Below are 19,798 nucleotides of genomic sequence, written 5' to 3'. Positions count from 1 at the left end.
TCGCCCTGGCCGGAACGGTCCTTGCGTCTCGTTTCGGCCCCTTGCGCCGAGGGAACGCGGAGCCGAAACCATGCGGACGGATTGGCCTTGCACGGTGGTGGCGCCGGTTCGCAAAGCGATCCATCGGTGGATGACGGGTCGTCATGCACGCATTGTCGCCGGCGCGACGCCCAACCTGTTCTAAGGCGACTCGGCTTCGGGGCCGTCCTCTTTCTTCTGTCCAGACAAGGTCGATCGATGCGCATGCTTGACCGCAGCCCAGCCAATACGGTGCCCGATCCCGGCAAGCTGGAACAGGATCTCATCGCCCTCATCGAGGATTCTCGCGAACGGTCGAGCGAGGATCCGTTCCGTAATCCCGTCCTGGCGGTGACGCTCGCGATCACCCGCCGCTTAGACCGCGACGAGATCGACGAGGACGACCTCGACGGCCTGTTCACCCGGTTACGCACACAATCCCTGGTAGCCCGGGCCGAGCGCCTGCGCGGCTATGTCGGGCTGGACCGGGACGCGCAGGCATCGGCAGACAGCACGATGCCGGCGCGCCTCTTGGCGGCGATCCCGAAAGGCACAGGGGATTTCGAGACCTTCCGCGATCTCGTGGGCCGTACCGGATTCGCCGTGGTGTTCACCGCCCACCCGACCTTCGGCATGCCGAAGGCCGTGGCGGCCCTCATCGCCGAGGCCGCGTCCCAGGACAGCGAGGCGGCGCGCCGGCCCCTGATGGAGAAGGCCGCCGCCCTCTCGACCCGGCCGGATGCGAAGATCAGCCTGGACGACGAGTTCGAACAGGCCTGCCTCGCGGCCAATCACGGCCGCGCGGCCCTGGACAGCTTCAACGCAGCCCTGCTCGATGCGGCCCGCTCGCGCTGGCCCGACCGCTGGACGGAACTGGTGCTCAAGCCCTTCGCCCTCGCCTCCTGGGTTGGCTGCGACACGGACGGGCGCACCGATATCGGCTGGTGGGACACCCTGCGCTACCGCCTGGAATCGAAGCGCATGCAGCTCGACCGGGTGATGCGCCACCTGCCGAACGTGCCGGCCACCAACGTGGTGCGGGACCTGACGCAGGGCGCGCTGGCGGCCGTCAACCGGCAACTCGCCGTCGCCCCGCGCCTCGGGACCAAGCCTACCCTGGAGGCGGTGCACCGCTTCGCTCTGGCGCTCATCATCGAGCGGGAGCGCGCCCAGACCGATTCCGGGCCGCTCCTGGCGGGCCTCGCCGGAGCCCTGGGCGGCGTCGAGAGCGACGAGGACAAGCGCGCCATCGCTCTCCTGCGCTCCGGCATCGCGACACACGGCCTGTCGAACGCCCTGCCGCATTTCCGGCTCAACGCCAGCCAGATCCACAACGCCGTGCGCCGGGTCATCGACCTCGAAGGGGAGCCGACGGACGCGGCGCAGCGGCGCTCGCACCTCTCGACCATCCACGCCCTCCTCAACGACGTGCATCCGGTGGCCGTGGATTTCGGCGCGCTCGCCGCCGAGCGTGCCTCGGCCGCGCGCCTGATGATGACCATCGCGCAGATCCTGAAGCACGTGGACGGCACCCATCCGGTGCGCTTCCTCATCGCCGAGACGGAGACCGGCTACACCCTTCTCGCCGCCCTCTGGCTCGCCCGGCATTACGGGATCAGCGACAAGGTCGAGATCACGCCGCTGTTCGAGACGGCGAGTGCCCTGGAACAGGGCATCCGCGTCCTCGACGATGCCCTGCGCAACCCGCATTGGCGCGCCTATCTCAAGCGCATCGGCCGGCTGACGGTGCAGTTCGGCTACTCGGATTCGGGCCGCTATGTCGGCCAGCTCGCCGCGAGTTTCTGGATCGAGCGCCTGCGCCTGCGCATCACCGACCTGATGACGCAGAACGGCCTGTCCGGCATCGAACTCGCGATCTTCGATACCCATGGCGAATCGATCGGCCGCGGCGCCCATCCGACCTCCCTGCGGGACCGCCTCGCCTATCTCGCGCCGGAGGATTCACGGCACCGGAACCGCAAGGCCGGCATCAAGGTGCGGCTGGAATCCAGCTTCCAGGGCTCGGACGGTTACCTGATGTTCGGCACGCAAGCGCTCGCCCGCGCCACGGTGGAGCGGATCGCCGAGCACCTCTTCGCCTTCGACATCGCCGACGACGATTCCTTCGCCGACTATGTCCTTTCCGACGCGCCGGGCGCCGACGAGACCGACGACCCGATCTATGGCGAGGCGGATTTCGCCGCCGAGTTCTTCACCGTCGCCCGCCAGGACATGGAAGCCCTGGTGGACGACCCTGGCTACGCCGCATTGCTGGGCACGTTCGGCCCTAGCCTCCTCGACCGCACCGGCTCGCGTCCGGTGGCCCGCCAGACCGATAGCGGCGGCCCCAGCATGATCACCCATCCCCGCCAGATGCGGGCGATTCCCAACAACGCGATCCTGCACCAACTGGGGTACCTCGCGAATTCGCTCCACGGCCTCGGCCGGGCGGCGAGCCGCGCACCGGATCTGTTCCGCGACATGCGCCGCGATTCGGTCCGGTTCTCCCGCGCGTTCCGCCTCGCCCAGCATGCCTCGGCGGTGGGCGACCTCGATGTGCTGCGCGCCTATATCGATACGCTCGACCCGGCCATGTGGCTGGAACGGGCACGGCGCACGCAGCGCGACGACCGGCGCGACGAACTTCTCGTCATCGCCACCGCCCTCGACCGTCTGCGCCTCGCCCCCGACCTGCGCCGCCTGTTCGGTCGCCTCACCAGCGACTGGCTGAGTTTGCAATCCGCCGCCCCGGACCTCGGCAAGATGTCGGTGAGGCTGACGATGCTCCACGCCCTGCGCCTCGCCCTGATCCACCGGATCTGGTTCCTGGCCGTGCACATTCCCGGCTTCCGCCCGCAATCGGGCATCACCCGCGAGCAGCTGATCGAGCGCTTCCTCCGCCTCGACATCGACGGCTGCCTCGCCATGCTCGACGAGATCTTCCCGATCACGCCGGACCCGACCCTCGGCCTCAATTTCGGCGAGCCCGCCGGACCGCGCGATGTCGGCACCTACGAATCGGAGCACAAGACGATCTTCGGCCCGATCCGCCAGTCCTTCGCCCGCGTCCGCGAGCTGTCGGGCATGATCCAGCACGAGGTGGGAGCGTTCGGGTAGGGCACCGTGGATCCCGGGTTCCGCTGCGCGGCCCCGGGACGAGCGGTGCCGCTCAGGCCCCTGCGGCGCGGGGGCGCTCCCCGAAGATCGCTGTGCCGACGCGGATATGGGTGGCGCCCATCTGGATCGCCGCCGGGTAATCCGCGCTCATGCCCATGGAAAGGATGGGCAGGTTGTGGCGCTCGGCGATGCGGGCCAGGAGGGCGAAATGCGCCGATGGCGGGGCTTCGGCCGGCGGGATGCACATGAGCCCGTTGATCGCCAGACCATGGGTCTCACGACACTCGCTGAGGAGGACGTCCACCTGCGAGGGCGAGACCCCGGCCTTCTGCGGCTCGTCACCGGTATTGACCTGGACGAGCAGCTTCGGCGTGCGCCCCGTGCGCTCGATCTCCTTGGCCAGGGCCGCCGCCAGTGACAGCCGGTCGAGGGCATGGATCACATCGAACAATTCCACCGCCTCGCGGGCCTTGTTCGATTGGAGCGGCCCGACGAGATGAAGCTCGACATCGGGAAAGCGCTCGCGCAAAGCCGGCCACTTCGCCTTCGATTCCTGAACGTAGTTCTCGCCGAAAACCCTATGCCCTGCCTCAAGAGCCGGGACGATGCCGTCCGCATCGATGAGCTTCGAGACCGCCACCAGCGAGATCGTGGCCGGGTCCCGCTCGGAATCCTGAGCCGCCTGGACGATCTTATCGCGCACGGCTTCAAGCCCGGCGACGACGGCGGCGGCGTCAGGATGGGCGTATCTCGGCGTGGTGGAGTCGGGCATGATGTCTCGCGGGCGAAGGAGGGGGCGGGTTACGCCTGACCTATCATCCGCAACGCCGGCCGCAAGCGCCGGGCTCCACCGGTGACGGCTCTGTTGACCGGCAAACAAGCCGTGTTAGTCCGGCATCCAACCGTTCCGGCGCCGCGTGAGGCGCCTCGCCAGGCCGTCCTGGCCGTAGTCAGAGCCCGCACCATGACTTCCTCCCCCATGCCCGTTCCAGAGCGCTACAACGCCAAGGATGCCGAGCCGCGCTGGCAGGAGGCCTGGGCCGCCCAGGGTATCTACGCCACGAAGAACGACGACCCGCGCCCGAAATACTACGTGCTCGAGATGTTCCCCTACCCGTCGGGGCGCATTCATATGGGCCACGTCCGCAACTACGCCATGGGCGACGTGGTGGCCCGCTACAAGCGCGCCAAGGGCTTCGCGGTGCTGCACCCTATGGGCTGGGACGCCTTCGGCCTGCCGGCCGAGAACGCGGCGATGGAGCGCAAGGTCAACCCGCGCGACTGGACCTACGCCAACATCGCCACCATGCGCGGCCAGTTGCAGAGCATGGGCCTGTCACTGGACTGGAGCCGGGAGATCGCAACCTGCGATCCCGACTACTACAAGCACCAGCAGCGTATGTTCCTCGACTTCCTCGACAAGGGACTCGTCACCCGCCGCACGGCCAAGGTGAACTGGGACCCGGTGGACCATACCGTGCTGGCCAACGAGCAGGTCATCGACGGGCGCGGCTGGCGCTCGGGCGCGCTGGTGGAGCAGCGCGAGCTGACCCAGTGGTTCTTCAAGATCACCGATTTCGCGCAGGATCTCTACGACGCACTCGACGGCCTGGAGCGTTGGCCGGAGAAGGTCAGGGTCATGCAGAAGAACTGGATCGGCCGCTCGGAAGGGCTTGAGGTCCGCTTCGCCTTCGATTCGCGTGACGGCGAGATCAAGGTCTACACGACCCGTCCCGACACCCTGTTCGGCGCGAAGTTCCTGGCCATTGCGGCCGACCACCCGGTCGCGGCGTCCGTGGCCGTCACGCGTCCCGAACTCCAGACCTTCATCGAGGAATGCCGTCGCACCGGCACGGCGCAGGCCGCGATCGACACGGCGGAGAAGCTCGGCTTCGACACGGGGTTGCGGGTGCGCCACCCCCTCGACCCGTCCTGGCTGCTGCCCGTCTACGTGGCGAATTTCGTCCTGATGGATTACGGCACGGGCGCCGTGTTCGGCTGCCCCGCCCACGACCAGCGCGACCTCGACTTCTCCAACAAGTACGGCCTCGGCAATACGCCCGTCGTCTGTCCGGAAGGGCAGGACGCGGCGAGCTTCGTCGTCACCGACACCGCCTATGACGGCGATGGCCGCATGATCAATTCGCGCTTCCTCGACGACATGACGACGGACGAGGCCTTCCACGCCGTGGCGAACCGGCTCGAGGCCGAGATCCTGGACGGGGAGGCGGTGGCGGCGCGCAAGGTCCAGTTCCGCCTGCGAGACTGGGGCGTCTCGCGCCAGCGCTACTGGGGTTGTCCGATCCCGATCATCCATTGCGATGCCTGCGGGCCGGTCTCCGTCCCGGTCGCCGACCTTCCGGTGAAGCTGCCCGACGAGGTCTCCTTCGATACCCCCGGCAATCCGCTGGAGCGTGATCATGCCTGGCGCAACGTGCCCTGCCCGCGTTGCGGCGCTGCGGCCCGGCGTGAGACCGACACGATGGACACCTTCGTGGATTCGTCCTGGTACTACGCCCGCTTCACCGCTCCCTGGCTGCAGGACGCGCCGACCGACCGTTCGGCGGTGGATCACTGGCTGGCCGTGGACCAGTATATCGGCGGTATCGAACACGCGATCCTGCACCTGCTCTATGCCCGCTTCTTCACGCGAGCGATGCAGGCGACGGGCTGGTCCGGGGTTTCCGAGCCTTTTGCCGGGCTCTTCACGCAGGGGATGGTGGTCCACGAGACCTACAAGGACGCAGCGGGTGCATGGGTTCAGCCCGCCGATATCCGCATCGCCGCCGAGGGCGGCGGGCGTCAGGCGTTTCACGTGAAAACAGATGCACCGATCTCGATCGGCTCCATCGAAAAGATGTCGAAGTCCAAGAAGAACGTGGTGGACCCGGACGACATCATCGCGAGCTACGGCGCCGATACGGCTCGCTGGTTCATGCTGTCCGATTCGCCGCCCGAGCGTGACGTGATCTGGACGGAGGATGGCGTCCAGGGCGCGGCCCGCTTCGTTCAGCGGGTCTGGCGCCTGGTCTCTCTCGCTGTGGGCGTGCCGGCAGCGAGCGGAGCGTCGGACGCTGCGCTTCGCAAGGCCGCCCACAAGGCTCTCGCCGCGGTGGAAGAGGATGTGGAGCGCCTCCGCTTCAACCGTTGCGTCGCCCATATCTACACGCTGTCGAACGCTCTCGATGAGGCGATCCGCACGGCCACCGTATCGCGCGACGCGGCGACGGAAGCGGCGGGCATCCTCACGCAGCTCGTTGCGCCGATGATGCCGCATCTGGCCGAAGAATGCTGGTCGGCCCTCGGACGGCAGGGATTGGTCGCTCAGGCCGCGTGGCCGGTGGTCGATCGTGCGCTACTGGTGGAGGACGAGATCACCCTCCCCGTTCAGCTCAACGGCAAGAAGCGTGCGGATGTCACGGTGCCGCGCACGGCCGATACCGCGACAGTGGAAGCTCTCGTCCTCGCCGATGAGGCGGTGCAGAAGGCACTCGAAGGCCGTCTCCCCCGCAAGGTCATCGTGGTGCCCGGGCGAATCGTGAATCTCGTGGTGTGAGAGCATCGAGCCTCTCTTGCCGGCCCCGCGTTCCATCGTCAGGAGGCCCATCGGCCCCCGCATTTCAGGATGCGGGGGAATGGTAGGAGGAGGAGCGACGACCATCGTCCCGCCGCAGAGGAATCGTAAAGCTTGCTGCTTATACAGGTGACGCAAGGGGCGGGATCGCCGTAAAGAGCGAGACCGGACGGAGAGCATTGCTGCGATGATGATGCATGGGCTGAGACAGGCGGTACGGTCCCGCGCGGTGAAGGTCGCGTTGGTCTCCCTCATGGCCGTCAACCTGTCGGCCTGCTTTCGTCCGCTCTACGGACCGACCGCGTCCGGCGAGCCCATGGCCGCCCTCCTTGCCTCGGTACAGGTGGACGACGTCTCCACGGCCGCGGGCCAGGAGCGGCTCGGCCATTACCTGCGCAGTGAACTCATCTTCGATCTCGACGGTTCGGGCCAGCCGTCTCCGAAACGCTACCGCCTGAAGATGCAGGGCAGCGAGTCGGTGAAGACCCCCATCGTGTCATCTCAGACCGGACGTGCCGAAGCAGGCACCCTGGTGGGGACCATCCGCTTCTCCCTCGAATCCCTGGACGGAGCGAAGATCATCACCGAGGGTGTGGCGGTGGCCACGACCACCTACGATCGCTCGATCCAGCGCTTCGCCTCCCTGCGTGCGGCCCGCGATGCGGAGATCCGTCTGGCCAAGACCCTGGCCGATCAGATCAAGACGCGGATCGCTTCCGTTCTGGTGACCAAGCCCTGACCGCCGTCAAGGCTGGCGATATCGAGGCGCTGCTGCGGCGCGGACCGGCGTCGCAGATCGCGGTCATCCTCGTCTACGGGCCGGATACCGGCCTCGTTTTCGAACGAGCCAAGCGTCTGGCCGAGAGTTTCGTCACTGACCCGTCCGACCCCTTCGCCCTGGTCAAGATCGACGGCGATGTCCTCGCGTCCGATGCGGGACGCCTCGTGGACGAAGCCGGCACGGTTGGCCTGTTCGGCGGCCAGCGCAGCATTTGGGTAAGGCCAGGAAGCCGCAACTACGCTCCGGCCGTGGACGCGGCGCTTAAGGCCGAGATCGCCGGTGCACGCATCGTGGTGGAGGCGGGAGACCTCGCCAAGAGCGCGCCCCTACGGACGCTCTGCGAAAAGTCGACTCGGGCGCTTGCCCTGCCCTGCTACGCCGATGACGAACGGGCCTTGGCCGAGCTCATCGACCGCACCCTCCAGGAGAATGGCCAGCGCATCGCCCGTGAGGCGCGCGATATCCTGGCGATGAGTCTGGGCGGCGACCGGCGAGCGAGCCTGTCCGAGATCGAGAAACTGGCGCTCTATGCCAGGGGCCAGACCGAAATCACCCTGGACGATGTGGAGGCCGTGATCAGCGACGTCGCTGGCAGCGTCCTCAATACGCTGATCGATGCCGCCTTCGTCGGCCGCGGTGAAGAGGTCGAGCGGGATTATCGCCGCTTCCGCCACGAGGGTATGGACCCGTCGATGATGCTCGGCTCGGCCCTGCGCCACGCCCTGACACTCCTCTCCACGCGGATCACGGGGGAGGGGCAAAGTCCGAGCATGATGGTGGGCAATTGGCGCGGCCTGCACTTCCGCCGCAAGGCCATCGTCGAGGCCCAGCTAGGGCGCTGGTCTCCCGTCGCCCTCCGCCATGCGGTTCAGCTGCTCCAGGAGGCCGTGCTCGCCTGCCGCCGCGCCCAGCCCGACCTCGCCCATGCTCATGCTTCGGCGACGCTTCTGCGCATCGCCACGGAGGCCGCCCGTCGGCGCGGCTGATAATCTGCCATCCTGCGCGCGCTTGCCCGCCCATGTCCCATCGCTCGTCAGAGGCGGATCCGAGTTTCGGGAGGTCCATCGCGAAAATCGGATGCGATGGAACGTCGATGGTCGTCGCTCTCCTCGTTGACGACTCGCTCCGGTCGCGCCTAATCACCCTATGTCCCAGACGAGCTCTTCTTTCGACGTGGTCGTGGTCGGCGGCGGCCATGCCGGCGTGGAAGCGGCCGCCGCCGCCGCCCGCACCGGAGCCCGCACCGCCCTGGTCACTCACTCGGCCTCCACGATCGGCGCGATGTCGTGCAATCCGGCCATCGGCGGTCTTGGTAAGGGACATCTCGTCCGTGAGGTCGACGCCCTCGACGGATTGATGGGCCGGGTCGCCGATGCGGCCGGTATCCAGTTTCGTCTGCTCAACCGGCGCAAGGGTCCCGCCGTGCGAGGCCCCCGCACACAGGCCGACCGTAAGCTCTACGCTCGGGCGATGCAGGAGGCGGTGGCCGAGACCGCCAATCTCGTGGTGGTGGAGGGGGAGGTCGCGGATATCCTCGTCGACGCCACACGAGTGGCAGGCGTGATCCTGGCAGACGGCGGAATCCTGGCCTGCCCGGCGGTCGTATTGACCACCGGCACGTTCTTGCGCGGACTGATCCATATGGGCGAGGTGCAGATCCCCGCCGGGCGTGTAGGGGAGGGGCCGTCCGTCGGGCTTGCTCAGACCCTGGACCGCCTGGGTTTTGCCCTCGGGCGGCTCAAGACCGGTACACCTGCCCGCCTCGATGGCCGCACCATCGACTGGTCCGGGCTCGAGATGCAGTCGGCGGATGATGATCCTGTGCCGTTCTCGACACTTACGGACCGGATCACCACGCCCCAGATCCAATGCGGAATCACCCGCACCACCCGTGCCGTGCACGATCTCATCCGCGCCAATCTCCACCGCTCCCCGATGTATTCCGGTGGGATCAGCAGCCGTGGCCCGCGCTATTGTCCCTCCATCGAGGACAAGGTGGTGCGTTTCGGAGATCGTGAGGGGCACCAGATCTTCCTGGAGCCGGAGGGGCTCGACGACCCGACGGTGTATCCCAACGGGATTTCGACCGCCTTGCCGGAGAGCGTGCAGCGCGATTTGATCGCCCTGATTCCCGGCCTCGAACATGCAACGATCGTGCGTCCGGGCTACGCCATCGAATACGATTACGTCGACCCGCGCGAACTCGACACCGGCCTTCAAGCCAAGCGCCTGCCCGGCCTTTTTCTCGCGGGGCAGATCAACGGCACCACCGGTTACGAAGAAGCGGCAGGGCAGGGGCTGGTGGCCGGGATCAATGCGGCCCGTCTGGCGGGTGGATCGCCTCTCGCCAGTTTCGACCGGGCGGAATCGTATCTCGGCGTGATGATCGACGATCTCGTGACCCATGGGGTCAGTGAGCCCTACCGCATGTTCACGTCGCGCTCGGAATATCGGTTGTCTCTCCGCGTGGACAATGCCGACGAGCGCCTGACCCCACGCGGCGCTGCCCTCGGCTGTGTCGGCTCGGTGAGGGCCGAGCATTTTGCCCGCTCCCAGGGCGAACTCGAAGCGGCGAGAGCACGGCTCGACGGCCTCAGTCTGACACCGGCGGCAGCGGCTCGGCACGGCATCGCCCTCAATCAGGACGGCATCCGCCGCAGTGCCTACCAATTGCTGTCCTATCCCGAGATCGGTTGGGACCGTCTCACCGAGGTCTGGCCCGAACTTCTGAGCGTGTCCCCCCGAGTGGCGGACCGCCTGCGAACGGACGCGACCTATGCCGTCTATCTCGACCGGCAGAGTGCCGATATCGCTGCCTTTCGACGGGACGAGGCCGTGGCCTTGCCGATCAAGCTCGACTATGGGGCGATTCCCGGTCTGTCCAATGAGATGCAGGCCAAGCTCGAAGCGGTCCGTCCCGGCACGCTCGGTCAGGCGGCGCGGATCGAGGGCGTGACCCCCGCTGCCCTCACTCTCCTCGCGGCGCATGCTCGCCGTGCCGACCGCTCCGGCCTGGCCGTCGTCCATGGCCGTTAAGCAGGACGACCGGGCTCGGGTGCTCGCCCAGGCAAATGTTTCACGTGAAACAGCCGCGGCGTTGGACATCTATGTCGAGCAATTGCGCCGGTGGCAGAACGTCAAGAATCTCGTCGGACCGGCTACTCTCGCGGAGGTCTGGACACGACATATCGCCGATGCACTACAACTCCTCGATCTGGCTCCGACCGCCACCACATGGCTCGATCTCGGTTCGGGGGCGGGCATTCCCGGCCTCATCCTCGCCATCGCGGGGCGCGAACGGCCTGGCTTTCAGGTGGATCTGATCGAGAGCAATGCGCGCAAATGTGCCTTCCTCACTGAGGCTGCGCGCCTCACGAAAGCCCCGGCGCGGGTACGCAACCTTCGCATCGAAGACGCGGTTGCCGACCACGTCGGAATCGATGTCGTCTGCGCCCGCGCCCTGGCCCCGCTTCACCAGCTGCTCGACTGGACCGAACCGCTGTTGACAACCGGCACCACCGCCCTGTTTCCGAAGGGCCGTGATGCACAAGCGGAATTGACCGCTGCAGCGCAACGGTGGAGATTCGTTTACGATCTGGTGACGAGCCGTACTGAGTCGGAAGCGCGGATCGTCCGCGTCACCGCCCTCTCCCGCGTGGATTCATGACCATCGAACCCTCTTCCGCCTCCAGGGCAGTGCCCGAGCGGCCGCTACGCATCCTCGCCTTGGCCAACCAGAAGGGCGGCGTCGGCAAGACGACGACGGCCATCAACCTTGGTACCGCCCTCGCTGCCATTGGCGAACGCGTGCTGGTGATCGACCTCGATCCGCAGGGCAACGCCTCCACAGGACTCGGCATCGATCGTCGCTCGCGCAAGGTTTCGACCTATCATGTGCTCGCAGGGGACTCGTCCCTGGCTCAGGCCGTGGTGCCCACCGCCGTGCCTCGCCTGCTGCTCGCCCCCTCCACGATGGATCTGCTAGGCCTCGAACTCGAGATGGCGAGCTCATCGGACCGCGCCCATCGCCTCCGCAACGCCATGAGCGATATCGGCAAGGCCGGTGCGACGGAGGGCGTCACCTATGTCCTGATCGATTGCCCGCCGTCGCTGAACTTGCTGACGATCAATGCCCTCGCGGCCGCCGATGCGGTGCTCGTGCCGATGCAATGCGAGTTCTTCGCCCTCGAAGGGTTGAGCCAGCTTCTGCGTACCGTGGAGCAGGTACGTACGGCGTTGAACCCCCGGCTGACGATCCAGGGTGTGGTGCTGACCATGGTGGATCCGCGCAACAACCTTTCGAACCAGGTCGCCGCCGACGTGCGGAGCTTTCTTGGCGATAAGGTCTACGAGACCACGATTCCCCGGAACGTGCGTGTGTCGGAGGCCCCGTCGCATGGCAAGCCGGTATTGCTCTACGACCTGAAATGCGCCGGCTCGCAGGCCTATCTGCGCCTGGCTTCGGAGGTGATCCAGCGCGAAGGCCGGCTGCCGGTCGCGGCCTAGGTCTCTCGTTCTTTCCTGTAAATGCGTAGCGTGTCGGAGTTGGAAGCAGGTGGCGATGGCGGATGATGTGGCGCGGCCCCGGCTCGGGCGTGGGCTGGCGGCCCTGATCGGTGACTTCGGCGACGACAACGGCGATGCGGGTAAGCCGCAGGCACAGCGTAAGGTCGCCGTCGAGTTTCTCCGTCCCAACCCACGCAACCCGCGCCGACGCTTCCATGACGCCGAACTGGACGAACTCGCCGCGTCCATCAAGCTGCGCGGCATCATCCAACCCATCGTCGTGCGGGCGCTTGCGGGCGTTCCGGATACTTTCGAGATCGTCGCTGGTGAGCGCCGCTGGCGCGCGGCGCAGCGCGCCGGTTTGCACGAAGCCCCCATCGTCGTCGTCGAAATCGACGACCGGACGTCCCTCGAATACGCCATTCTCGAGAACGTCCAGCGCAGCGACCTCAACGCCATCGAAGAGGCGGCCGGTTACGAGCGGCTGATGAGCGAATTCCGCTATAGCCAGACGGAGCTCGCCGAGATCATCGGCAAGAGCCGCAGCCATCTCGCCAACACCCTGCGGCTATTGCAATTATCCAGCGCGATCCAGGACCGGGTCGTCGCGGGCGAGATCACGGCCGGTCATGCCCGCGCCTTGCTCGCGGTGAGGGACCCGGAAGGGGTCGCCCGGCGCATCGTCACAGAGGGCCTGTCCGTGCGTGAGGTCGAGGCCCTCGCCTCGGCGGAAGTGCCGGAGGGCGACGCACCCCGCCCAGGACGCCCTCGCAAGCCCGAGCGCGATATTCAGGTGCGCAGCCTCGAACAGGCCATGGCTCGCGCGCTCGGCGTCTCGGTCTCCCTGAAGGCCAAGGGTCAGGCCAGTGGCGAGATCCGAATCCGCTATGAGACGGCGGAGGAACTCGATGCTCTATGCAAGCGGTTCGAGGTATCCGATGGAGCGTGAAGCTCGTTCGGCACCGTCATCCACACCTTCGCGGAACGCTTGACGCATCGGCGCAAGGCGATTTCGGACGGGAAAGGAATCCCGGCTCGGTCTGTCTGCATCCTTATTTGCCGATACAGAATCCTGAGAACAGACGGTCGAGCATGTCCTCGACGCCAACCCGGCCGGTAACCTCGCCCAGGGCGCGAACGGCGAGGCGTAGATCCTCGGCCAGAAGTTCCGGAAGGGCAGGGCCCGACAATACCCTGTCTAGGTGATCGCGGCAGCGGGTCAGCCCGTCGCGGTGGCGTTCGCGGGTGACGAGGGCATCGCCACCGCCGAGGGCAGCCTCCGCCCGTGCCTCGATGAAGTCGAGCAGGCGCTCGATACCCTGGCCGGTCAGCGCCGAGACTGCTATGTCGCCGCCCCCATCGCTTCCGAGATCCGCTTTCGTGCTCACGAGAATGCAGCGATCGGGTAGGGGGAGCGCTTCATCGGTCGAATAGTCGCCGGCGCGGAGAGCGAGGACGAGGTCGGCCTGCTCCATCCGCTTGCGGGTGCGGCGAATGCCTTCGGATTCCACGGGATCGGCGGTGTCACGCAGTCCCGCCGTATCGACGATGATGACCGGCAATCCGCCGAGATCGCAGCGGATTTCGATGAGATCGCGCGTCGTGCCGGGAATCGCCGAGACGATCGCGGCATCGCGTCGGCTCAGGGCGTTGAGCAGGGTCGATTTGCCGGCATTCGGCGGGCCGGACAGCACCACCACAAAACCTTCCCTCAGGCGCTCTCCCCGCCGGGCATCGGCAAGAGTCACGTCGATCTCGTCGCGGATCGCGCGGGCCTTCACATGCAGCGCAGCGTCGAGCGCCGCTTCATCGACATCGCCTTCATCGGAGAAATCGAGAGCGGCCTCGGCTCCGGCCAGGAGATCGATCAGTCGGTCCCGCCAATCGGCGACCTTGCGACCAAGGACGCCGTCGAGTTGGCGCAGGGCCTGGCGCCGTTGGGAATCGGTTTCCGCGTCGATCAGGTCTGCTGCGCCCTCGGCGGCGGTGAGATCCATCCGCCCGTTCTCCACTGCACGGCGGCTGAAGGCCCCCGGTTCGGCGAGACGGCATCCGGCCTGTGCGGCGAGGACGGCCATGACGGCGGACCGAACGGCGAGTCCGCCATGGAGGTGGAGTTCGGCCATGTCCTCGCCGGTGAACGTGGCGGGTCCTGGCATCCAAACGATGAGGGCGGAGTCGAGTACGTCACCGCTTGCAGGGTCGCGCAGCGTGCGGAGCGACAACCGTCGGGGCGGCGGCAGGCGCCCGGCCATCGCCCCAAGGAGAAACGGGGAAGCCGGACCACTGATGCGGATCACGGCAACAGCAGCCCTGCCGAAGCCGCTTGCCGGCGCGAAGATAGTGGTGCCGTCGCTCATGGCCGACATGCTGCCAAGTCTCGATGAAGCGGGGCGAATGTCCCCACTCGACGACTACATTAGCCGGCAAATCGAGTGCTTTCCGGCGGAAAGCATCATTCGCCGCCCGTGATGTTGTATTTTCCGCGATGGACCTCTCTCCACGCTCCCGGCAGGAGATGACACGAGGTCTAGAACAAGCATCCTCCCTCGCCAGGAAACACCCGTCGTCTATCGACGGGCGTTCGAGCTGGAGGGAAGACCGTTCTCAGGTGTTCATGGAATCGAAGAAGTCGTTGTTGCTCTTGGTCTGGCGCAGCTTGTCCATGAGGAACTCGATGGCGTCGGTGACGCCCATCGGGTTGAGGATGCGGCGCAGCACGTAGGTCTTCTTGAGCGAATCCGGCGGGACCAGAAGCTCTTCCTTGCGGGTGCCCGAGCGGGTGATGTCGATGGCCGGGAAGATCCGCTTGTCCGAGACCTTGCGGTCGAGAATGATCTCGGAGTTGCCGGTGCCCTTGAACTCCTCGAAGATCACCTCGTCCATGCGCGAGCCGGTGTCGATGAGGGCGGTGGCGATGATCGAGAGCGAACCGCCTTCCTCGATGTTGCGCGCCGCGCCGAAGAAGCGCTTGGGGCGCTGGAGCGCGTTGGCGTCGACACCGCCGGTGAGCACCTTGCCGGAAGACGGCACCACGGTGTTGTAGGCGCGGCCGAGGCGGGTGATCGAATCGAGCAGGATGACCACGTCGCGGCCATGCTCCACGAGGCGCTTGGCCTTCTCGATCACCATTTCGGCGACCTGAACGTGGCGGGTGGCGGGCTCGTCGAAGGTAGAGGCGATGACCTCGCCCTTCACCGAGCGAATCATGTCGGTGACTTCCTCGGGGCGCTCGTCGATGAGCAGCACGATGAGGTAGCATTCCGGATGGTTGATGGTGATGGACTGCGCGATGTTCTGCATCAGCACGGTCTTGCCGGTGCGCGGCGGCGCCACGATCAGGGCGCGCTGGCCCTTACCGATGGGGGCCACGATGTCGATGATGCGCGGGCTGAAGTCCTTCTTCGGCGGCGCATCGAGTTCGAGCTTGAAGCGCTGGGTCGGAAACAGCGGCGTCAGATTGTCGAAATGGACCTTGTGCTTGATCTTCTCCGGGTTCTCGAAGTTGATCGTGTTCACCTTGAGCAGGGCGAAGTAGCGTTCACCGTCCTTGGGACCGCGGATCGGTCCCTCGACGGTATCGCCGGTCCGCAGGCCGAAACGGCGGATCTGAGTGGGTGAAATATAGATGTCGTCGGGGCCCGGCAGGTAGTTCGATTCCGAAGAGCGAAGGAAGCCGAACCCATCCTGCAGCACTTCCACCGTGCCGGCGCCGATGATCTCGACCTCCTTGGCAGCGAGCTGCTTCAGGATGGAGAACATCAACTCCTGCTTGCGCATGGTGGAGGCGTTCTCGACCTCGACCTCCTCCGCGAAGGCGATCAGGTCGGTGGGGGTCTTCGACTTCAGATCCTGAAGCTTGACCTCGCGATGCTGACTGAGATCGGCCGCGACCAACCCGACTTCGGCCGGCGGATCAACGGGAATGAGGGAGTCGTTCTGTGACGTCATGGGAGAATGAGAACCGACGATGGACGAGGGTTGATCGGGCGGGACAGTCGGAAAAGCGCCGGATGCCTTGTCGGCACCTATGTCGAAGCGTCGGTAAAGACCGGCTCCGCGCATCGTCTTGAGGGAGCCTGTAGCTCTCGGATGCAACACGGCGTAAAAGGAGGGACTTTCCGCATATCGCGTTTTCGCATCCGGCTCAAGTCCCACTCGCGCGAGCGCAGGGCGAGCCGGCCGTGGCCTTGGCGGGACGCGGTGGGGACAGACGCCTCAGCGACGCCTCAGACGCACATAGAGCGCGCCCGCGCCGCCGTGGTGGCGTGCCGCCTCCTCGAAGCCGATGACGATGCTGCGCAGTTCCGGCGAGCGCAGCCAGTGGGGAACCTGACGGCGCAGGACGCCGCGCTCCGAGAACGCCTCGTCAAAGCCCGATCCGCCCCCCTTGCCGGTGACGACGAGGACATGGGCGTGGCCCGCCGAGCGGCAGCGCATGAGGAAGCCGACCAGGGCGCCGTGAGCCTCGGCCTGATACATTCCGTGAAGGTCGATCCGCGCCTCGACCTTGAGCGATCCGCGCCGCAGGGCGAGGCGCGCCTTGCGTTCGAGACCGGGCAGAGGCGGCGCCGTGACGACGGTCGCCGGGGCCGCGACGGGGGAGGGCGCGGGGATCGGCTTCACGATGCGTTTCACCGGGGCCTTCACGCCGCCGGGCAAGGCTGGCCTCTCCGTGACCGGCTTCGTCACGGGTTTGGCGGCGAGCCCCGGCGGTTCCGGCTTTTTTCTCGGAGGAGGGGGATTCCCGGTGGCCGGAGCCTTGGCAATCGGCGTCTTGGCGATCGGCACGGCACGGCCGCGCAGCGGGGTGATCAGCCGCGCGATCTCGCCCCAGAGGAACGCATCCTCGCCCGACAGGCCACGGGGTCTGCGCGGCAACCTCATGGAACGGGCGCCATACGCGGCTTGGGCAGCAGGACCACGAAGCCGACCGCATCGCGCAGGTTGCCGGCGGCGCTCCCCGCCGCTTCGCCCGTGCCGAGATAGAGGTCGCCCCGCGCGGGACCGACGATGGCCGAGCCGGTATCGGCGGCGACCACGAGACGCCCCGGCGCATCCTCCCCCGCGATCCGTCCTTCGAGCCAGAACGGCGTTCCATAGCGCCACAGGGTGGAATCGACCGCGAGGCTGCGGCCCGGAGTCAACGGTACGCCGGCCGCTCCGGGAGGACCGAGGCCGGCATCCTCCACCTCGGCGAGGCGGAAGAAGATGTAGGAGGCATTGGCCTGCATCAACGGCTTGGCGAGGCCCGGATGGGCGCGGAGCCAGCCGGTCCAGCGGGCCAGCGTCAGGCCTTCGAGGGGCAGGTGTCCTGCCTGGACGATGAGCTTGGCCACCGAGGTGTAGGGACGGCCGTTGCGGCCGTCATAGAGCACGCGCACGGCCCGCCCATCGGGAAGACGCACGCGTCCCGAACCCTGGACCTGGAGCACGAAGAGGTCGACCGGATCGCGCAGGTAGAGGAGCGGTCGGGCCCGCTCCCCGATCCCGCCCGCCTCGATGGACGCCCGGTCGGGATAGGGCTCGAACCCGGTCCCCGTCGCCCGTGCCGCCCGCAAGGCCGGGTCGAGGCCGGGCTTCGTCTCGCCGGGGGCGAGGCTCACGAGATCGTCCGGCCGGGCGAGGGCAGGGGTGGTGAAGCCGGGACCGGCGACGAGGGCGCCGGTGAGTTCAGGCTCGAAATAGCCGGTGAGGAAGCCCGTCCGGCGCGGCGGACCACCCGCCTCGCCCGGCCTGACGATGCGATAGGCATCGAAATTCCGCGTGAAGAAGGCCCCGGCCTCCTGAGGCTCGACCAACGCGGCACGGCTGCAGGCGGCGGCGAGGTCTTCCGCCGAGCCGGCGACGGTCGAGGTGATTTCCACCGGGGGGGCGGCGCAGGTCCGGCGGAACGCGTCGAGGGAGGCGACCGGGTCGGGGCCGGGAAATCCCGGCAGCGTCGCGAGGTCCACCGGCTCCAGAATCGCCTCTCCCACGCGAAGCGGCCCGGCCGCGACAGCGACCGGGCCGGGGAGACAGCCAGCGACGAGAGCCAGGGCGACGGCGGACGCCCGATTGAAAAACCCACTCACGACAAACCCTGGATCCTCAGGCGCCGGCTTCCGTGGCCACCAGCTGCCAGTTCGGATCGCGGCTGCCCAGCGTACGGGCGAAGGTCCACACGTCCGGCACTTCGGCCACGGCCTCGGCGTTGCCGTCGATGACCTGGCCTTCGGCGTTGCGGGTGGCGGTGATGAGGTGTGACAGGAACCGCACCGTCACCTGCGCCACCTTGTTGCGGACGTCCACGGCGACGATCTCCGCCTTGTCGAGGGAGACGAAGGTGGTCTCGACCGTCTCGCGGCGCGATTCGCGAGCGGTGATCTCGCGCTCGAACCCTTCGCAGACCTCCCGCGAGAGCAGGCTACGGAGGGTCTTGCGGTCGCCCTTGGCGAAGGCGATCACGATGGCTTCATAGGCGCCCTTGGCGCCCTCCACGAAGGCACGGGGGTCGAAGCTCGGCTCCGCCTGGACGATGGCTTCGAGCCCATGGGCGACGGCCGAGCCGGGCTCGGCGATGCCACGCCAGTCACGGACCTCGGCGATTGCGGCGGGTGCCGAATCGCTCTGCGGCTGGCCGCGGTCCGCGCCCGGCAGGCGCACCACGTTGTCGCCGTCCGACCGCGCCGGCGGCGGATTGCGGCTCCGGTCCACCGGTTTGAACGGCGAGCGCTCGGTTCCGGTCTTCTGCCCGAGCACCGACCGGAGCCGCCAGATGACGAACACCGCGAGCGCCAAAAAGATCAGGGTCGTCAAATCGAAGGAATCCTGCATCACCGATCCGATCGTGGCCGTCGCACGATATGTGTGTTCGAGGGAGCTCCCGAAAATCCCACCGCTACGCCCTTTATCGGAGCGCCGCGGAAGGATCGAGCCGGAGAATCCAAGGATCCCGCCCTGGATGAGGAGGACGCGACCCACGATCTCAGCCCGCATATGGGACTCGCCGCGTGCCGTATCCAGCCAAGGAGTGGCCATGCCGGAGGGTTCAGGGTCAAGTGCGGATCGCCGAGTTCGGAGACGGCTTCGTTTCACGGGCCGAACTCCCGGCACTCGCGCCTCGCCTGCTCCTGCCGCTCGTCTTGTCCGAGGTGGCCCATCGTGTTAGCGCGCTGTCGCTCGGACCCGGCCCTGCGACGATCAGACGATACGCCGCGCAGCGGATCGCCGAGGTGCCCCGAAAGACCCCGCGAAAGAGGACGAGAACGCCATGGCCGACACCCCGGCACCGAACGGCAACGGCGCGGCTCCCGCCGAAGACCAGTCGCCCGCCATCAACGCCCTGGCGCAATACGCCAAGGATCTCTCCTTCGAGAACCCGAACGCGCCGCGCTCGCTCCAGCCGCAGGAAAGCGGCCCGCAGATCAACATTCAGGTCAACGTCAATGCCAAGCAGTTGGCCGAGGCCGATTTCGAGGTCGAGCTGACCCTGGAAGGCGATGCCAAGATCAACAACGAAGTGCTGTTCGCCTTCGAGTTGAACTATGCCGGCATCTTCCGCATGCGCAACATCCCGCAGGATCAGCTGCATCCGGCCGTGATGATCGAGTGCCCGCGCCTGCTCTTCCCCTTCGCGCGCCAGATCATCGCCGAGGCCGTGCGCAACGGTGGCTTCCCGCCCCTGTATATCGACCCGATCGATTTCGTCGGCCTCTACCGCCAGAAGGCCTTCGAGGCCCAGAACCAGCAGGCCGGGCAGACCGGACCGCTGGCTTCCTGATTCGGCGAGACATCGTCGATCCCGGAAACGCCTCGGCCGC

16 protein-coding genes are annotated in these 19,798 nt (G+C 67.0%); 10 read left to right on the top strand and 6 right to left on the bottom strand.

The window, feature by feature from the left end; genetic code table 11:
- The first annotated feature begins 243 nt into the window (after positions 1 to 243).
- Positions 244 to 3,135, top strand: coding sequence for a phosphoenolpyruvate carboxylase (locus tag FV220_RS03305; RefSeq protein WP_147829635.1), 2,892 nt, complete (start codon positions 244 to 246; stop codon positions 3,133 to 3,135).
- A 52-nt stretch (positions 3,136 to 3,187) separates the two neighbouring features.
- Here the strand turns inward: FV220_RS03305 and FV220_RS03300 are convergent, their stop codons facing one another.
- Entirely contained in the window at positions 3,188 to 3,907 is a 720-nt protein-coding gene (locus tag FV220_RS03300) for a YggS family pyridoxal phosphate-dependent enzyme (RefSeq protein WP_056148602.1), read from the bottom strand.
- A 192-nt stretch (positions 3,908 to 4,099) separates the two neighbouring features.
- Between FV220_RS03300 and leuS the strand changes: the two genes are divergently transcribed.
- The 7 genes from leuS to FV220_RS03265 all read left to right on the top strand — a co-directional run bounded on the left by leuS (position 4,100) and on the right by FV220_RS03265 (position 12,945).
- Positions 4,100 to 6,691 carry a leucine--tRNA ligase gene (leuS, locus tag FV220_RS03295; protein ID WP_147829634.1) on the top strand — a complete coding sequence of 864 codons (2,592 nt, stop codon included), beginning with the start codon at positions 4,100 to 4,102 and terminating at the stop codon, positions 6,689 to 6,691.
- A gap of 205 nt (positions 6,692 to 6,896) precedes the next feature.
- Positions 6,897 to 7,448, top strand: coding sequence for an LPS assembly lipoprotein LptE (gene lptE / locus FV220_RS03290; RefSeq protein ID WP_056148598.1), 552 nt, complete (start codon positions 6,897 to 6,899; stop codon positions 7,446 to 7,448).
- Positions 7,445 to 8,476, top strand: coding sequence for a DNA polymerase III subunit delta (gene holA / locus FV220_RS03285; protein WP_056148595.1), 1,032 nt, complete (start codon positions 7,445 to 7,447; stop codon positions 8,474 to 8,476). Before lptE ends, holA begins: the two co-directional genes overlap by 4 nt.
- A 160-nt stretch (positions 8,477 to 8,636) precedes the next feature.
- Positions 8,637 to 10,526, top strand: coding sequence for a tRNA uridine-5-carboxymethylaminomethyl(34) synthesis enzyme MnmG (gene mnmG / locus FV220_RS03280; RefSeq protein WP_147829633.1), 1,890 nt, complete (start codon positions 8,637 to 8,639; stop codon positions 10,524 to 10,526).
- Positions 10,516 to 11,157: a 16S rRNA (guanine(527)-N(7))-methyltransferase RsmG gene (gene rsmG / locus FV220_RS03275; protein WP_147829631.1), complete on the top strand. Its 642-nt coding sequence runs from the start codon at positions 10,516 to 10,518 to the stop codon at positions 11,155 to 11,157. Before mnmG ends, rsmG begins: the two co-directional genes overlap by 11 nt.
- Complete coding sequence (locus FV220_RS03270) at positions 11,154 to 11,996, top strand: ParA family protein (RefSeq protein WP_018045845.1); 843 nt, start codon at positions 11,154 to 11,156, stop codon at positions 11,994 to 11,996. Before rsmG ends, FV220_RS03270 begins: the two co-directional genes overlap by 4 nt.
- A gap of 55 nt (positions 11,997 to 12,051) precedes the next feature.
- On the top strand, positions 12,052 to 12,945 hold the full coding sequence (locus FV220_RS03265; RefSeq protein ID WP_018045844.1) for a ParB/RepB/Spo0J family partition protein: 894 nt from the start codon (positions 12,052 to 12,054) through the stop codon (positions 12,943 to 12,945).
- A gap of 103 nt (positions 12,946 to 13,048) precedes the next feature.
- Here FV220_RS03265 and mnmE read toward each other — a convergent pair whose 3' ends face one another.
- The gene (gene mnmE / locus FV220_RS03260; protein WP_187273315.1) at positions 13,049 to 14,356 is read right to left on the bottom strand and encodes a tRNA uridine-5-carboxymethylaminomethyl(34) synthesis GTPase MnmE; all 1,308 of its coding nucleotides are present in this window, start codon (positions 14,354 to 14,356) and stop codon (positions 13,049 to 13,051) included.
- Between mnmE and FV220_RS25375 the strand changes: the two genes are divergently transcribed.
- Positions 14,286 to 14,468 carry a hypothetical protein gene (locus FV220_RS25375; RefSeq protein WP_187273316.1) on the top strand — a complete coding sequence of 61 codons (183 nt, stop codon included), beginning with the start codon at positions 14,286 to 14,288 and terminating at the stop codon, positions 14,466 to 14,468. The genes mnmE and FV220_RS25375 overlap by 71 nt on opposite strands.
- 135 nt (positions 14,469 to 14,603) lie before the next feature.
- On the opposite strand, the gene rho is transcribed toward FV220_RS25375, so the two are convergent.
- From rho to FV220_RS03240, 4 genes are all read right to left on the bottom strand, one after another.
- A complete protein-coding gene (gene rho, locus FV220_RS03255) occupies positions 14,604 to 15,947 on the bottom strand; it encodes a transcription termination factor Rho (RefSeq protein ID WP_056148583.1) in 1,344 nt (447 codons plus the stop codon).
- 267 nt (positions 15,948 to 16,214) lie between these two features.
- Complete coding sequence (locus tag FV220_RS03250) at positions 16,215 to 16,883, bottom strand: Smr/MutS family protein (RefSeq protein ID WP_147829627.1); 669 nt, start codon at positions 16,881 to 16,883, stop codon at positions 16,215 to 16,217.
- Positions 16,880 to 18,034 carry a murein transglycosylase A gene (locus FV220_RS03245; RefSeq protein WP_246689373.1) on the bottom strand — a complete coding sequence of 385 codons (1,155 nt, stop codon included), beginning with the start codon at positions 18,032 to 18,034 and terminating at the stop codon, positions 16,880 to 16,882. The genes FV220_RS03250 and FV220_RS03245 overlap by 4 nt, the downstream gene beginning before the upstream one ends.
- Positions 18,035 to 18,086: 52 nt before the next feature.
- Positions 18,087 to 18,812 carry a Tim44/TimA family putative adaptor protein gene (locus tag FV220_RS03240; RefSeq protein ID WP_147829625.1) on the bottom strand — a complete coding sequence of 242 codons (726 nt, stop codon included), beginning with the start codon at positions 18,810 to 18,812 and terminating at the stop codon, positions 18,087 to 18,089.
- A gap of 436 nt (positions 18,813 to 19,248) precedes the next feature.
- On the opposite strand from FV220_RS03240, the gene secB reads away from it, so the two are divergent.
- The gene (gene secB / locus FV220_RS03235; protein ID WP_018045838.1) at positions 19,249 to 19,758 is read left to right on the top strand and encodes a protein-export chaperone SecB; all 510 of its coding nucleotides are present in this window, start codon (positions 19,249 to 19,251) and stop codon (positions 19,756 to 19,758) included.
- The last annotated feature ends 40 nt before the right edge of the window (positions 19,759 to 19,798 follow it).

The organism is Methylobacterium sp. WL19 (assembly GCF_008040005.1).
Taxonomy (GTDB): domain Bacteria; phylum Pseudomonadota; class Alphaproteobacteria; order Rhizobiales; family Beijerinckiaceae; genus Methylobacterium; species Methylobacterium bullatum.
The sequence above is the reverse complement of the archived record's forward strand: the minus strand, read 5'-3'. Positions and strand labels throughout refer to the sequence as shown.

Bases quoted from the DNA above. Each gene is read 5' to 3' on its own strand.
- FV220_RS03305 (WP_147829635.1), top strand. From the start codon at position 244: ATGCTTGACCGCAGCCCAGCCAATACGGTGCCCGATCCCGGCAAGCTG.
- FV220_RS03300 (WP_056148602.1), bottom strand. From the start codon at position 3,907: ATGCCCGACTCCACCACGCCGAGATACGCCCATCCTGACGCCGCCGCC.
- leuS (WP_147829634.1), top strand. From the start codon at position 4,100: ATGACTTCCTCCCCCATGCCCGTTCCAGAGCGCTACAACGCCAAGGAT.
- lptE (WP_056148598.1), top strand. From the start codon at position 6,897: ATGATGATGCATGGGCTGAGACAGGCGGTACGGTCCCGCGCGGTGAAG.
- mnmG (WP_147829633.1), top strand. From the start codon at position 8,637: ATGTCCCAGACGAGCTCTTCTTTCGACGTGGTCGTGGTCGGCGGCGGC.
- rsmG (WP_147829631.1), top strand. From the start codon at position 10,516: ATGGCCGTTAAGCAGGACGACCGGGCTCGGGTGCTCGCCCAGGCAAAT.
- FV220_RS03270 (WP_018045845.1), top strand. From the start codon at position 11,154: ATGACCATCGAACCCTCTTCCGCCTCCAGGGCAGTGCCCGAGCGGCCG.
- FV220_RS03265 (WP_018045844.1), top strand. From the start codon at position 12,052: ATGGCGGATGATGTGGCGCGGCCCCGGCTCGGGCGTGGGCTGGCGGCC.
- FV220_RS25375 (WP_187273316.1), top strand. From the start codon at position 14,286: ATGCGGATCACGGCAACAGCAGCCCTGCCGAAGCCGCTTGCCGGCGCG.
- mnmE (WP_187273315.1), bottom strand. From the start codon at position 14,356: ATGAGCGACGGCACCACTATCTTCGCGCCGGCAAGCGGCTTCGGCAGG.
- rho (WP_056148583.1), bottom strand. From the start codon at position 15,947: ATGACGTCACAGAACGACTCCCTCATTCCCGTTGATCCGCCGGCCGAA.
- FV220_RS03250 (WP_147829627.1), bottom strand. From the start codon at position 16,883: ATGAGGTTGCCGCGCAGACCCCGTGGCCTGTCGGGCGAGGATGCGTTC.
- FV220_RS03240 (WP_147829625.1), bottom strand. From the start codon at position 18,812: ATGCAGGATTCCTTCGATTTGACGACCCTGATCTTTTTGGCGCTCGCG.
- secB (WP_018045838.1), top strand. From the start codon at position 19,249: ATGGCCGACACCCCGGCACCGAACGGCAACGGCGCGGCTCCCGCCGAA.